We start from the raw sequence: 14,017 nt of genomic DNA, 5'->3' as shown, positions 1-14,017 counted from the left end.
GGCTGCCACCAGCGGGAGCCCGATGGCCAGCACCGCCGCGGCCGCCGCCACGGCCATGTAACCTGGCGAGCGTCCGTGCTGCAACGCCCGCGTACTGAACGCAGCGAGACGCGGAATCCAGTCCAGGGAACGTTCGTAGAGCCTGGCAAGGCCGAAGGTGGCTAGCCGCGGGGCAACCGCATCCACCATGCGGTGCAGCACGTCCCACAGCAGATAGACGATCGCACCCAGCGCCAGCGTGGTGGCAAAGGTCAGCGACTCTGCCAGCAGTGCCCGCGCCAGCGGCGCCAGCACAGGGTCGTCGCCGGCGGTCATGGCCACCCCCGCAGCTTCTACCATCGGCTGGGCCCAGGCCGGGAACAGCCCCAGCGCGACGCCGAAGCCGGCCAGCACCATGGGCGGCAGCACCAGCGCGGGACCGGCCTCATGCACGCCGGTGAGCGCGGGCTCGGGCGCGCGGTGCCAGAACACGCGCACGGCGGCGACACCGGCCACGGCCACCGCGATGGCCGAGAACACCGTGTTGGCCAGCGGCGCGAAAGCCAGCACGTTGTCGGCCGCCTTGGCGTCGCCGATCAGGTCCTTCACCACGAAGCCGAACGACAAGGGGATGCCGGCCATCGACATGCCGGCCAGCGCCGCCGCCGCCGCGGTCCACGGCATGGCGTGGCGCAGGTTGCCCAGTCGGTCGATGATGCGGGTGCCGGTGCCATGATCGACATTGCCAGCGACGAAGAACAGCGGCGCCTTGTACAGCGCATGCGCCAGCAGCAGCGCGCCCACAGCCACCGCAGCACCTTCGCCTGGCATGCCCACCAGCGCCACCAAGGTGCCCAGCGTGGCCACCGTCGACCAGGCCAGGATGCGCTTGAGGTCGCGCTCGCGCAGCGCCAGCACCATGCCCCAGGCGGCGGTGATCGAACCCGCGCCCTGCAGCAGCACCTGCCACAGCAGCCAGTCGTCGAGGCCGGCGTCCAGCCGCGCCAGCAGGTACACACCCAGCTTCACCATCGTGGCCGAATGCAGGTAGGCCGACACCGGTGTTGGCGCGGCCATCGCGTTGGGAAGCCAGAAGTGGAACGGGAACTGCGCGCTCTTGGTGAAGGCGCCCACGATCACCAACAGGACACCCGCCGTCAGCAGCGGGGTGGGCGCGGTGGCCGGCAGGCGTTCGACGATCACGCTGATGGTGCTGGTGCCCATCACCTGCCCGATCAGGATCAAGCCCGCCAGCAGCGCCAGGCCGCCGGTGCCTGTCACCAGCAGCGCCTGCTGCGCCGCCTTGCGGCTGACCGCGCGTTCATGGTGGAAGCCGACGAGCAGGAAGGACAGCACGCTGGTGGCTTCCCAGAACAGGAAGAGCGTGAACAGATTGTCAGCAGTGACGCAGCCGATCATCGCCACCATGAACAGCGTGAGCTGCACGAACAGCCGCCGTTGCCCCGGGTGGCTTGCGAAGTAGCCGCCGGCGTAGACGAATACCGCGCTGCCCACAGCCGTGATCATCAGCAGCATCAGCACCGCCAGGCCGTCGATGCGCCAGGCCAGCGAGATGCCCAGCGCCGGTATCCACTCGAGCGCACCACCCGTCGGCAGCTGCAGCCACAACAACATGCCCACCACGACGCCCAGCGCGGCCAGAGGCAGCGCCGTGAAGGCGGCACGAGAGGCCAGCCCCATGCCGCCATCGGCCGCCGAGCTCAGAAGCGGCGTGCCCACGCTCAGCGCCCCGCCCGCCGCAACATCGTCACGCCCAGCGTGACGATGGTCAGCGGCACCACGAACCCCAGCATCGCGTCGCCGAAGGCCTGGACGCCGTCATGGCGCTGCGCCGCCAGCACCAGGTAGGCCACATACGCGACGTAGTAGCCCAGGAACAGGCCGCCCTCCCAACGGGCGATCTCGCGACCGGTCAGGAAGACCGGCAGGCAAGCCACCAGTGCGGCGAGCATGACCCACAGATCAAACCGGGCCACGTCCGGCGGCAGCGGCAGCGCGGCACCGGTGCCCACAGCCGCCACGACGGCCCCCAGGCCAACGACGCCAAAGAGGTTGAACACGCAACTGCCCACCACGTTGCCCACGGCGATGTCGCGTTCGCCCTTGAGGCTGGCCACTACCGATGCCGCCACCTCCGGCAGCGAAGTGCCCGAGGCGACGATGGTCAGGCCGATGATCACCTCCGACAGACCGAGTGCACGCGCGAAGATGACTGCCGCCTGCACCAGCCAATCCGATCCCAGCACGAGCAGCACCAGCCCGGCGACGATCAGACCGAGCTGTGCCGGCAGCCGGGCGTCCCACCGCCCCGCCTTGGCCGGCTGCAGTGTGTCGGCGTACTCGTCGGGACCGGTCGCGGCCGGCTCCGCGCGCGACTGCCGGACCAGGAACGCGGTGTAGGCCATCAGCAGGCCGAGCAGCAGCGATCCGTCGAACAGCCCCAACGATCCGTCCAGGCCCAGGACGATGAGCAACACGGCGCCGCCGATCATGATCGGCGCCTCCTGGCGGATGACTTGCCGGTGCACCGCCAGCGGCGTGATGAGCGCGGCCAGGCCCAGGACGAACAGCACGTTGAAGATGTTGCTGCCCACGGCGTTGCCCACCGCCAGCCCGCCCTGCCCGGCCAGCACTGCGCCGGTTGTCACGGCCATCTCCGGTGCACTGGTGCCAAAAGCCACCACCGTGAGACCCACCACCAGCGGCGACAGACCCAGGCGCAATGCCAGGAGCGACGCACCGCGCACGAGGATGAAGGCGCCGGCAACCAAGGCCAGGAGCCCCCCCGCGAACAGAAGAAAAGTCATTGCCGCAAAGTCGCCATGGCTCAGTTGCTCAAGGGAGGTTTCGAGGTGGCGCCGCGCACCCAGCTGCGAACCATGGACAGGAGCGTGCCTCCCGTCAGCATGCCCAGCACGTACACCGCCAGCAGCAGCAACGACAGCGGTAGCGTCAAGCTCGCAGACAGGAACTGCACGGTCACAGTGTCGAGGTTCTGGAACTTGAAGAGAAAAACGACAGCCGTCATGGCGAGCAGCAGGGCCAAGTAGACATGTTTCATGTTGTTCCTTCTTCGCACAGCAGACAAGCTGTTGCGGGAATTATGCCTTTGTTGGTTAGCTCGACAAACAACAAGGCCGACAGCGCTGCAGCGCGGCCGGCCTCGGGAATGGAGAATGGGGGAAGGGGAATCACCTGATGCTTGATCGAACGTTAGCCCGGCATCGAGATGCCAGGGCGCGGCACCACCTGAAAGTCGAGGCCGTAGACCAGTGGTTCGACACACTCCTGGTCTTCCATCGGCAGCACCCACCGCTCAAGTGCCGCGCGCAACAACATCGACTCGCCCGGGTGCACCTCGCCGTCGGCCTCGATGACTTGAGCGCAAAGCTTGATCACCAGCGCCTGCAACGCGACGTTATCGATCTCGTCCAGCCAGGCAGCGAGCGTCGGGCCGTCGATCAGGATATCCCGCCCCGGGCGAACACCGGTCATCAGGTCCTGGCACAACTCGTCCAGAACGACATGCCATTGCAGGCCATGCAGATCGAGCCGTTCGAAGGCCTGCGTGTCGGCCAGTCGCTGCCATTCGACATCCTTGATGTCGCCGTTGGCGAGCAAGGCGGTGGCCAGGATGCGCCCGGCGGCCTGAGGGCTGTTGCGGGGGTAGTGCCGGAAAACTGGGTGGTTCATTGGCTTGGTCCTCCTTAAGGGGCCATGGAGAGCGGTGGATGGCGGTGGTCAGCCGAGCCTGAACACCACGAAGACGGTCAGCGTCATGGCCAGCAGTGTCCAACCAGCGGCTCGCGCCGCGGGGTACCAGCGGGTGACCGATGGCGTGATGGCGATGGTGGTGGCACGTTGCTGCCGGGCGCGGTGGGAATGAAGATGGTGCATCGTGAAGCTCCTGGAGTTAGGGCGTGTTAACACTAATGGCGATTTCTGCGACTGCGCGGGACAATCTCTGGCATGGAGATCACACCCGAGCAATTCGCCACCATCGAGCACTGTCTGCCCAAGCAGCGCGGCAATGTCAGCCTGAGCAACCTGCAGGTAGTCAACGCCATCCTCTATGTGGCCGAGCATGGCTGCAAGTGGCGTGGACTGCCCAAACGGTTCGGCAACTGGCACACGATCTACACGCGCATGAACCGCTGGACCAAGGCCGGTGTACTCGATCGCATGTTCGAGGAATTGCAGCGGGCCCAGGTCGTGCGCATCAAGATCGAGGCGGTCTCGCTGGACTCCACCAGCATCAAGGTCCACCCAGACGGCACCGGAGCGTTAAAAAAAACGGCCCTCAGTCCATCGGCAAGTCCCGAGGCGGATGGAACACCAAGATTCATATGGTTGCCGCGGATGCTCGAACGGCCGTGACGTTCTGCCTCTCGCCAGGACAAGCGCACGACGCACCTGAAGGCAGGCGTTTGCTCAGCAGCCTCGGGGCGACAAGCCGACCCGTTCATTTGCTCATGGACCGGGCATACGAAGGCAATGAAACCCGCCAACTTGCTCTGGACCTGGGATTCATTCCGGTCGTGCCCCCGACCAGCAAACGCCTTGATCCTTGGGAATACGACCGGGCCATGTACAAGCGCCGCAATGAGGTCGAGCGACTGTTTCGTCGCCTCAAGGGTTACCGGCGCATCTTCTCGCGCTTCGAGAAACTCGATCTCATGTTCCTCGGCTTCATCAGCTTCGTGCTTGTCGCAGATGGACTGAGAATGTGTTAACAGGCCCTAGTTCAAGAAACAGTACATCGCTGATGGGACACACCAACTGCCCGTTGGAGACACCAGCTACGAGGGCATCCAAAAGATCCGCCGCTCCCGGTGGACTCGACGCGAGCGTGCGTGCGGCGCGCAGGTGAATCCAGAAGCACTTGTCGAGGTAGATGCGGCCCCGCGCAGCCACCCACTCACCGAGTTCGATCACGCGGCGTCGCTCATACTCATCGACCGTGATCTGTGGCGTAGAACGATGGAACGCAAATCGGTCGGCAATGCGGGGAGAAGTCACTGGGTTTCGTGTCCATTTTTTAGCGGGTCAGGCCGGCTTGTGTTGAGGAATCCCCCTACCCCAACCTTGCGGCCAGCGCATCTGCTTGCTCGGCAAACTTCTTCGCATCGGCCTTCTGCAACTGCGCCAGGTTGTGCAGCTTCCAGCGGATGCCCGGCAGTTGTTCGAGGTGTGCGATGTCCAGCAATGACCACTCCGGCGTGCCAGCGGCCAGCGACAGCAGGAAGCGCCGCTCGTCGTCGTCCAAACCCTGCTGGATTTCGCGCACCATGCGTTCTCGCGCGTCGAGCAGCGCATCAAGCGGCACCGGCTCGGTCGTCATGCCTTGGAAGTTGTGCTCGTAGTCGTGCCGGATGTCTCGCAGCGGCGTGAACAACACTTCATGGATCGGCCGGTTGCTGCTGGCCAGATAGACCACGAAGGCGCGCCGGATGCCGGGCGTGATGCCCTCGTGCGCAAAGAGCTGCATCACGTCGAACAGATCACGCGGATGCTGCCGATCCAGCGCCGCCACCAGCTTGCCGCCGTACACTTCTTCCAGCGACACCACCGGAATCTCCAGATCGGCCATCAACACGTCACGGGCCATCGGCGTCAGCGAGGCGCGGCGCACCGGCTGCACCGTGCCGCGCATGACGAAGTTGACTTCGACCTTGACCTGAATCGAGCCGCGACGCACCAGCAACTTGGTTTCCCCTGCTGCTGCCGCTGGCGCGTGTGTGTGGAATCCTCGCTTCTTCAACCGCTCCGCAGCTTGCCGGATGGCCTCGTTGATGCGCGCCAGTGCCTCGTCGCGCGGCAAGGTGTGATCGGGAAAAACCAGATCGAGATCGACCGACAAGCGCGGCATGTCGCGCACGAACAGGTTGATCGCCGTACCGCCCTTCAGGGCAAAGGTATCGTCAACAAACACCAGCGGCGCGACCTGCGTCAGCAGGCGCGCGGTATCGAGATAGGTCTGGTTCATGGCTTGAGTACCAGCAGGCCATCGGCCGATCGAGACACCCAGGGACGGTCGCTACCCGTCGGCAGCGCGGCCGGATCGAGCTTGGCCGCCCAGGGCAATGACGCCTCGCGGCCGAGTTGCAGGCACAGCCGCACGGTCTTGACGTTTGTGCAGTGTTGCAACAGCTCGCGTAACACGTCGGGGCGCAGGCTATAGGCGCTCTCCACCAGTTCGCGGGCTTCCTGTAAGGGCTGGCGCACGCCAACCTCACTCAACAGTTCCAGCAAGGCGCGCTCCGGCGCGGACACCTGCGGCGCCCCGCTGCGCTTCTCGAACGCGCCAACGTGCAACAAGGCGGCCGGCTGCTCGTCGAACAGCCGTTTGCGGTGGTATTCAGCTGGGAATCGTTCCGTGAACCATTCCGGCAAGCGTGCGGCCTTCCAGCCATACAGATGCAGCACCGGCTGCTGCGCTACGTACTGCCGCACACCGTACCAGTCCAGCGCCGACTTGCCGCCGACGTGCAGCCCCTCGAACTGGCGCTGCAACAGCAGCAGGCTGGGATGAAGCGCCGGGGGATCGTTGGGGCGGCAGAACACCCCCCGCGCCAGGCGCTTGAGCCACCCTGCCCGGACGTAGTGAACAGCCAGGTCAGCAGAGATGCCCAACGCCGCCAAGTCCAGCGAGGTCAGCGGCGTTCCCGGTGCCAACCGGGTGTAGAGCACATTTAGTCTGCTTGAATTAGTCGTAGCCATACTACGATATATATATCTTTTCCAAGAAAACGTCAATTTGATATGGAACCACCAATCGTAGGCTGGATACGACAATGGAATCTAATCCAAACAATCACCCTTTCGGCATAGCCGTGCGGGAAGAAGGTCGGGTGTCATCTCCCCTGCCCCGCCGGAATCCTCGATCCCCAGCGATAAACGCCTCCAGCATATGCGGGATCAGCGTCATGGCATCGACCGTCTCGCCATACGCCTGCGCGTGCAGCGCGGCGTAGCGGTCAAGGTCGGCTTTCAAGCTGACCGGGCACGCAAAGGTCAGCTTGATGCTCTCGGTCTTGGGCAGCGGCCCGAGCCGCAGCTTCTTGGTTGTGCTCATTGCATCGCCCCCCGTTGGAAGAACATCGGCTGGTAAGGCCGCAACACCAAATCGCGGTTGACGATGATGCGCACCGGCAGGCCCGGCCGCGTGGTCAGCGTCGGCTGGATATTCATGTTGCGCCGGGTGATCTCTTGGCCGACCTGATTGATGCTGTCCTGCGCGCTGTCGCGCCCGGCAATCACAATGCGGTTGCCGTCCTGCCGGTTCTCCGGCGCGGCCAGTTCGGCGCCCACGCCCAGCAGCGTCGTCAACACCGCGCCCGCAACGATGCGATTCCAGTGCCAGTTCACGTCATCCTCCAGGCCAGCGTAGCCGGCCGGATCGGTGCCCACTAGGTTGTCGAGCGTCAGCGAAGACGTGTCGGGCAAGATGATCCGGTTCCACACTACTTGCACGCGGCTCTGCCCGTAGCTGACCTGGCTGTTGTAGCGCCCAAGGATGCGCGCCCCCTGCGGAATCAGCAGGAACTTGCCCGTGGCTGTGTCAAAGACTGGCTCTGTCACCGTGGCGATCACGTCGCCCGGCAAGTCCGACTTGATGCCTGTCACCAGCGCACCGGCGATCACCGTTCCGGCCATCACCTGATACGGCGACGCGGGCAGCGCCAGATTGCCGGAATTGCGGGTTTCCGTAGAACCGGCTTTCAGGAACGCCTCTTTCTGGTCTTGCCGGTTCTGCACGGCGGTCGGGTCGGCGGGCTGGGCCACCGTCGAGGCAGGTCCAGCAGCGAGCGGATCAAAGGCCGCAAGCGTGCTTGCAGCCCCCGGCGCCGCCTGCGCGACCGTGGCGTCGGTCTGCGCTTGGCCGCCCGAGCGGAAGAACACCGACGAGGCCGCCGCCGCGTCCGCCTCCTTGCGCAAGGCATCTTCGGGATCATGGCCTGGCGGCGAATAGCCTGGCGTCACCGGCTGCTGCGAAGCGACGATGGCCGGGCCAAGGTCGCCGGGCAACGGCGGCCCCAGCTCGGGCACATCGGGCGGCAAGGCTGGCGGCAGCTTCGAGTAGTCCGTCGGTAGCGCATCCAGCCCTTCGGACTTCGAGACGCGATCGACGTTGTAAAGCTCGGTTTGCTCGCCCGTACCGCGCCGCTGCGGTTGCAGCGACCAGATCGTGGCCCCAAGGACGGCGACCGACAGGCCGCCGACGAGGATGGCCAGCGTGCGCCGGTTCAAGCGAGTGACCGGGCGCGGCTGGGCGCGCAGCGCCACCGCTTCCGGCGCGACCTTGCCTGCCTGCGGCGTGGCGAGGTCGGGGGTGTCGTCCTGGCTCATGGTCAGTTCCTCCGCGCAACGCCGTCCGTGCGCTCAATTCGCACCACGTCGCCCTTGTCCCCGCCCAGGCGCAGTTCGGCGGCACCGAACAGCCGATCCACGATGTAGTACGGCGAGCGGAAGCGGTAGTTGACCAGTTGCCCGTCGCCTTCCGGCCCGATTACGAACAGCGGCGGCAGCTCGCCTTGCGCGATGCCGGCGGGGAACTGGATATAGACCTTCTGCCCGTCGTCGAAGGCGCGCAGCGGCTTCCACGGCGGGTTGCTACCGCTGACCGCGTAGCGGAAGCGCAGGTTTTCCAGCGACAAGCCGGAGTCCACCGGCGCGGCGGCGCTGGCCGCCTGCGCCTGGCGCTGCAAGGCCAGCATCCGGTCACGCGGATACTCCCAAGAAGCCGAGGCCATCCACGTCTTTTCCGTCGAAGCCAACTCCAGCAGGTACGTCCTGCGGCTGGTGGTGATGACGAGATTGGTCTTGAGGCCCGAGCGGATCGGCTTGACCAGCACATTGACGCGCAGGTCAGCACCGCTGCCGCTCGACGTATCGCCCACGATCCAGCGCACGGTATCGCCCGCCGCCACCGTCACCAGTTCCTCGCCCGGCTGGAGTGAAACCACGGTCACGCGGCCCACGGCCGCATAGACTTGGTAGAGCGCGCCATCGGTGAAGGGCCACACCTGAATCGCGTTGACGTAGCCCTCGCGCGTGGGTGCGACGCGCGCCTCGGCATTGGCCCGTGAGACGCGCACCTTCTCGTCGGCTGGCTCCGGCGTGGGCTTGGCGTCCTCGGCTTCGGGCAATGGCTTCAACTGCGCCGGCATCGGCAGCACCTCGGGCACCGCCACCACCTCCACCGGCGTGGGTGGCTCGGGTAGCGGCTGGGCCTGCACCGGCTCATCGAGCGAGATGGTCGGCGGTGGCTTGCCCTGCGTAGCGCAGCCCGCCAGGGCAAGCAAGATCACCGGCAAGGCGGATTTACGGAAAAGATCATTCATGGCTTGGCTCCTTCGGAAGAATCCAGTTCGCGGCTCCATGACAGGCCGTTGACGTAGATGCCCAGGGGGTTCTGGCGCAGGCGTTCTTCGGTGCGCGGCGGCTGGAGCACGATGGACACCACGGCCGTCCACCGCTCCAAGCCCGCCGCGGCGCCGTTGACGTAGCGGCGTTCCGTCCAGCGCACGTTGAAAGACGTGTCGCTGGCGCGCACGACGCTGGTGATCTGCACCGTCACCGACTCCTTGCCGATGCGCGCGAACGGGTCGTTGACCCGTGCGTAGTCGTTGAGCACGGCCGCGCCCTTGTCGGTCGTGTAGTCGTAGGCGTCCAGCCAGTTCTGGCGGACGACGATGGGGTCGATGGACAGCGAGCGCACCAGCGTCACGAAGCGCGCGATGTGGTGCGCGGTCTGCGCATCGTTGGGCCGGTATGGCGTGGCGGCTTCACCCACGGCGCGTACCTGGCCCGCGTTGTCCACCTCCACGACGTAGGGCGTCACGATGGATTGCGCCGAGCGCCACACCAGGCCGCCGGCCATCAGCAGCGCAAGCGTCAGGCAGCCGAAGGCCATCAGGCGCCAGTTCTTCGCCTGCACGCGCGGCGAGCCGATGCGCTCGTCCCACACTTGGCCGGCAGCTTGGTACGGCGTGGCAGGTTGCGGCGTGTCGGCGTAGCGCACCTGCGGTTTCTTGAATCGCATGGTCAGTTCTCCTTATGAATCGGAATCGCGCAGGCTCGGCCCCTGGCCGGAGCCGCCGCCATCGCCACCGCGCAGCGCGTGGGCGGTGGTGGTCGCGGCGTGGGTGAGTTGCTGGCGGCGATGCAGGCGCTTGGCCCAAGCGGGCTGTTCCTGTGTCTGCGCCGTAGCGGCGCCGGATGCGGCCTCGCCTGCGGCACCCTGACCGGATGCCGCACCCGCGCCGCCATCGGCAGCAGCGCCATTCCAGCCAGCGCGGAAGGGAGCGGCCATGCGTTGCCCGGCAGCGGAAGCGCGGGATGCAGCGCCTCGCCCGGCTGCCTGCGCGCCGGTCTTAGCGACGTTGCCCAGGCCCGCCATCGCGCCCTTTGCGCCGCCGCCAGCGGCGGCGGAACCGGCCTGGAACGCCGACTTCGCACTGCTGGCCGCCGACGTGGCGGCGCGCGCACCGCTACCGGCCAGCTTGGCGGCAGCCGGGGCCATGCGCGCACCAGCAGCCACGGCGCTACCCACGCCCGTCGCGGCGGCGCCGATGGCGACAGCCGTGCCGGCAGCGCCGACAGCAGCACCGGCCATTGCGCCAGCGCCGAGCTGCGGCGCACCGGACACGAGGCCCGTGGCGATGCCGGGGCCGAAGATCCCGAGCGCCAGCAAGGTGAGCGAGGCCAGCATGATGACCAGCGCGTGGTCGATAGACGGCTCGGCGGGATGGACTTGGAACTGAGCGAACAAGCCCGAGCCGATACCGACGATCACGGCCAGCACCAGAACCTTGACGCCGGAGGCCACTACGTTGCCCAAGACCTTTTCGGCGAGGAACGCGGTCTTGTTCCAGAGCGCGAATGGCACCAGCACGAATCCGGCGAGCGTGGTCAGCTTGAACTCGATCAACGTGATGAACAGTTGGATCGCCAGCACGAAGAAGCACAAGACCACGACCAGCCACGCGAGGAACATCACCACGATGGGGTCGAGGTTCACGAACACTTCGGGAAAGCCCGCCATCTCGCCGATCTGCTCCAGAATCGGCGCCCCAGCGTCGATACCGGTTTTCGCCAGCCGGCCCGGCTGCAAGAAGTTCTCCATCGTGATGGCCGAGCCGGTGGCGGTGATGCCCAATCCCGCAAACGAGCGGAACACGATGCTGGCCAGCCAGTTGAAGTTATTGATGATGTAGGCGAAGGCACCGACGTAGAGCACCTTGCGCAGCAGCTTGGCGATCACGTCCTCGCCCTGGCCGGTGGCATGGCTCATGGCCCAATACAGGCCGGCGATCGTCATGTCGATGACGATCAGCGTGGCCGTGAGGAACGCCACTTCGCCCCGCAGCAGCCCGAAACCCGAGTCGATATAAGCGGCAAAGGTGTTGAGGAATTGGTCGATGATGGTCACATCATTCATGGCGTGTCCTCCGGTTCGGCGGGAACGGCCGGCGCCATGCCATCGGCCGGTTCCTCGAAGCTGGGTGGGATCGGCGGCAGGTCGGCCAGCGTCTGGTATTCATCCGGCCCGGCCTCGCCGGAAAAGAAGCGCCGCCGGAAGGCTTCGGCGGCGGCGCGGCAGGCGTCCTCGCCCGTGGCCTGCCGGTCGGTTGCGCATTGCGCGCGCAATGCGTTGAGCCGCACGGGATCGGCGACCAGGGCTTCGGCAAGGGGGGCGGCCGGCTGCTCGCTGCAAGCGGCCAGCAGCGCCACAAGCAGCGAAACCGACAGGGCGAGGACGCATCGCATGGCGGCCTCCCGTCAGTTGCCGTAGAAGTTCACGGACTGCGGCGTGTACGGCGTGCCTTCGCCCAGGAAACGCCGCCGTACTTCGCGGGCGCGCTCCGTGGCCGCCGCCTGCCGCGCCAGCTCCAGCGACGCCGCCCGGTCTTGCGTGATCTGGAGCCGCTGCGACTGGATCGACTGCTTGGCCTGCAAGGCCAGCAACTGATTCATGGCCTGCATCGCCTGCAACGCACCTTCGGCCGACTGGCTCTTTCCCACGAGGTCGGCCAGCACGCTTTCGTCTTCACCCAGGTTCTGCGACACCTGGGCCTGCATCCGCATGGTGGTTTGCAGGCCATTGAGCGTGTTCCTCCAACGCTCCTGCGCGTCGCGGTACATCTGGTCGCCGCTCACGGTGGCGGCGTACTGCTCCGGGTACAGGCGCTGGAACTCCCGATCCAGATTCGTCACGTCGTAGGCCAAGCCGCGAGCCTGGGCGATCAGCCGCTCGGTCGTCGCCAGATTGGCGCGCAACTGATTCACCACGCTGGACGGCAGGCTGGCGAGGTTGCGCGCCTGGTTCATCAGCATCTGCGCTTCGTTCTGGAGCTGCTGGATCTGGTTGTTGATCTGCTCCAGCGTGCGGATCGCGGTCAGCGTGTTCTGCACGAGGTTGGTGGGATCGACCACGACCCATTGCGCATGGGCGGTGGCGGTGCAAAGCATGGCCGCGATGGCGGCGGCGATAAGACGCTTCTTCATGGCAGGTTCTCCAGGGGTTGGTCAGCGAGGGAACCCGGCGCAAGGCCGGGGAACGAGGGCAGCAGGTCGGCCGCCCAATCGAGGCCGCGATGGCGCAGCCAGGCGCCCGCGAAGCCGGGCACGCCGGCGTCCAGCAGCACGCGGTCTATGTCGCGCTGGTCTTGCGGCGTGGACGCGCCCGCAAACGCCAGCGCTGCCAGCCCCAGGTCGAGGTCGAACAGGCGGTTGCCGAGACGGGATTGGTAGTAGTAGTCGCGCTTGGGCTGCGCGGTGGCGACGATTTCGATCTGCCGCCTGTTGAGGCCGAAGCCCTCGTAGATCGTGCGAATCTGCGGCTCGGTCGCCTGCGGGTTGGGCAAGAAAATCCGACTCGCGCAGCTCTCGATGATCGCGGGCGCGATGCTCGAATCCTTGATGTCGGCCAGGCTCTGCGTAGCGAAGATGACGCTGACGTTCTTCTTGCGTAGCGTCTTGAGCCACTGGCGGATACGCGCGGCAAACACCGGGTCATCGAGGAACAGCCACGCTTCATCGAGGATCAGCAGCGTGGGCGCTCCGTCGAAGCGTTCATCGAAACGCGCAAAGAGGTAATGCAGCACGGCCATGACGGCGGCCTTGCTGTGCATCAGTTCCTCCATCTCGAAGCACTGCACGTCGGCCATGCCCAGCCGGTCGCGGTCGGCGTCCAGCAGCTTGCCGTGGGTACCGCCGAGCACATAAGGCGACAGCGCCTGCCGCAGCGTGTTCGATTGCAGCAGCACGGAAAGCCCCGTCATCGTGCGCTGCTCCACCGGCGCACCGGCGAGGCTTCCCAGCGCCGACCAGATAGCCGCTTTCTCGTCGGGGCCGCCCGCCACGCCTTCGTGCAGCAAGCGGCCTTCGATCCACTCGGCGGCCCAGGTGCGGTAGCCCTCGCGGTCGATGCGTGCCAAGGGCTGGAAGGCGATTTCTCCGTCCGTGCCCAAGTCGTAGTGTTCGCCGCCCAGCCCAAGGATCGTGGCTCGCATGGAGCGGCCCATGTCGAAGGCGAAGATGCGCGAGCCGCGATAGCGGCGGAATTGCATCGCCAGCGTGGCGAGCAAGACCGACTTGCCCATGCCAGTCGGCCCCGCGACCAGCGTGTGGCCCACGTCGCCGATGTGCGTCACCAGCCGGAACGGCGTGGCGCCATCGGTGCGCGTGACGATCAGCGGCGGGCCGTCGAGGTGATCGTTCTTCTCCGGCCCAGCCCATACCGCCGACACCGGCATCATGTGAGCCAGGTTCAGTGTCGAGACGATGGGCTGGCGCACGTTGGCGTAGGCGTTGCCCGGAATGGACGACAGCCACGCATCCACGGCGTTGAGCGTTTCGGGGATGGTGACGAAGCCGCGACCCTGGATGACACGCTCCACCATGCGCAGCTTTTCGTCGGCCACGGCCGGGTCGGCATCGAGTACCGTCACCGTGGCAGTGAGGTAGCCGAAGGCGACTTGATCGCTGCCCAGCTCCTGCAAGGCGGCATCGG

General features: G+C 66.2%; 15 protein-coding genes and 1 pseudogene. 1 reads left to right on the top strand and 15 read right to left on the bottom strand.

The features are described 5' to 3' along the window. From QRO95_RS23140 to QRO95_RS23120, 5 genes are all read right to left on the bottom strand, one after another. On the bottom strand, positions 1–1,719 hold a 1,719-nt coding region (locus QRO95_RS23140; RefSeq protein ID WP_285303577.1), incomplete at its 3' end, for a proton-conducting transporter membrane subunit. 2 nt (positions 1,720–1,721) lie between these two features. Continuing rightward, on the bottom strand, positions 1,722–2,807 hold the full coding sequence (locus QRO95_RS23135; protein WP_047290287.1) for a calcium/sodium antiporter: 1,086 nt from the start codon (positions 2,805–2,807) through the stop codon (positions 1,722–1,724). Positions 2,808–2,827: 20 nt separating this feature from the next. Next, a complete protein-coding gene (locus QRO95_RS23130) occupies positions 2,828–3,061 on the bottom strand; it encodes a lipopolysaccharide assembly protein LapA domain-containing protein (protein ID WP_047290286.1) in 234 nt (77 codons plus the stop codon). 152 nt (positions 3,062–3,213) lie between these two features. Further along, positions 3,214–3,693 (bottom strand): TerB family tellurite resistance protein, encoded by a 480-nt coding sequence (locus QRO95_RS23125; protein WP_047290285.1) that lies wholly within the window; start codon positions 3,691–3,693, stop codon positions 3,214–3,216. A 48-nt stretch (positions 3,694–3,741) separates the two neighbouring features. After that, positions 3,742–3,897: a hypothetical protein gene (locus tag QRO95_RS23120; protein WP_165710375.1), complete on the bottom strand. Its 156-nt coding sequence runs from the start codon at positions 3,895–3,897 to the stop codon at positions 3,742–3,744. Positions 3,898–3,969: 72 nt separating this feature from the next. On the opposite strand from QRO95_RS23120, the gene QRO95_RS23115 reads away from it, so the two are divergent. Continuing rightward, a protein-coding gene (locus tag QRO95_RS23115; RefSeq protein WP_121335901.1) for an IS5 family transposase occupies positions 3,970–4,733 on the top strand; the annotation gives its coding sequence in 2 pieces (ribosomal slippage) (positions 3,970–4,285 and positions 4,285–4,733; 765 coding nt in all). 341 nt (positions 4,734–5,074) lie between these two features. Here QRO95_RS23115 and QRO95_RS23110 read toward each other — a convergent pair. From QRO95_RS23110 to QRO95_RS23065, 10 genes and pseudogenes are all read right to left on the bottom strand, one after another. Next, positions 5,075–5,986, bottom strand: coding sequence for a nucleotidyl transferase AbiEii/AbiGii toxin family protein (locus QRO95_RS23110; RefSeq protein ID WP_053506162.1), 912 nt, complete (start codon positions 5,984–5,986; stop codon positions 5,075–5,077). Next, the gene (locus QRO95_RS23105) at positions 5,983–6,720 is read right to left on the bottom strand and encodes a type IV toxin-antitoxin system AbiEi family antitoxin (protein WP_047290281.1); all 738 of its coding nucleotides are present in this window, start codon (positions 6,718–6,720) and stop codon (positions 5,983–5,985) included. The genes QRO95_RS23110 and QRO95_RS23105 overlap by 4 nt, the downstream gene beginning before the upstream one ends. A 94-nt stretch (positions 6,721–6,814) precedes the next feature. After that, a complete protein-coding gene (locus tag QRO95_RS23100) occupies positions 6,815–7,075 on the bottom strand; it encodes a DUF2274 domain-containing protein (RefSeq protein WP_047290280.1) in 261 nt (86 codons plus the stop codon). Next, positions 7,072–8,349: a TrbI/VirB10 family protein gene (locus QRO95_RS23095; protein ID WP_047290279.1), complete on the bottom strand. Its 1,278-nt coding sequence runs from the start codon at positions 8,347–8,349 to the stop codon at positions 7,072–7,074. The genes QRO95_RS23100 and QRO95_RS23095 overlap by 4 nt, the downstream gene beginning before the upstream one ends. 2 nt (positions 8,350–8,351) lie before the next feature. Beyond that, on the bottom strand, positions 8,352–9,344 hold the full coding sequence (trbG, locus tag QRO95_RS23090; RefSeq protein WP_033979859.1) for a P-type conjugative transfer protein TrbG: 993 nt from the start codon (positions 9,342–9,344) through the stop codon (positions 8,352–8,354). Continuing rightward, complete coding sequence (gene trbF, locus QRO95_RS23085; protein WP_012076301.1) at positions 9,341–10,045, bottom strand: conjugal transfer protein TrbF; 705 nt, start codon at positions 10,043–10,045, stop codon at positions 9,341–9,343. Before trbF ends, trbG begins: the two co-directional genes overlap by 4 nt. 12 nt (positions 10,046–10,057) lie before the next feature. Then, positions 10,058–11,443 carry a P-type conjugative transfer protein TrbL gene (gene trbL, locus QRO95_RS23080; RefSeq protein ID WP_033979860.1) on the bottom strand — a complete coding sequence of 462 codons (1,386 nt, stop codon included), beginning with the start codon at positions 11,441–11,443 and terminating at the stop codon, positions 10,058–10,060. Further along, a complete protein-coding gene (locus QRO95_RS23075; protein ID WP_033979861.1) occupies positions 11,440–11,772 on the bottom strand; it encodes a hypothetical protein in 333 nt (110 codons plus the stop codon). Before QRO95_RS23075 ends, trbL begins: the two co-directional genes overlap by 4 nt. A gap of 12 nt (positions 11,773–11,784) precedes the next feature. Then, entirely contained in the window at positions 11,785–12,510 is a 726-nt protein-coding gene (gene trbJ, locus QRO95_RS23070) for a P-type conjugative transfer protein TrbJ (RefSeq protein ID WP_033979862.1), read from the bottom strand. Next, positions 12,507–14,017: pseudogene (locus QRO95_RS23065) on the bottom strand (conjugal transfer protein TrbE); the annotation flags it as partial. The pseudogene QRO95_RS23065 and the gene trbJ, both read right to left, overlap by 4 nt.

The organism is Stenotrophomonas maltophilia group sp. Smal13 (assembly GCF_030236855.1).
Taxonomy (GTDB): domain Bacteria; phylum Pseudomonadota; class Gammaproteobacteria; order Xanthomonadales; family Xanthomonadaceae; genus Stenotrophomonas; species Stenotrophomonas maltophilia_A.
Note: the sequence above shows the minus strand (reverse complement) of the source record. Positions and strands in the feature narration are given on the sequence as shown.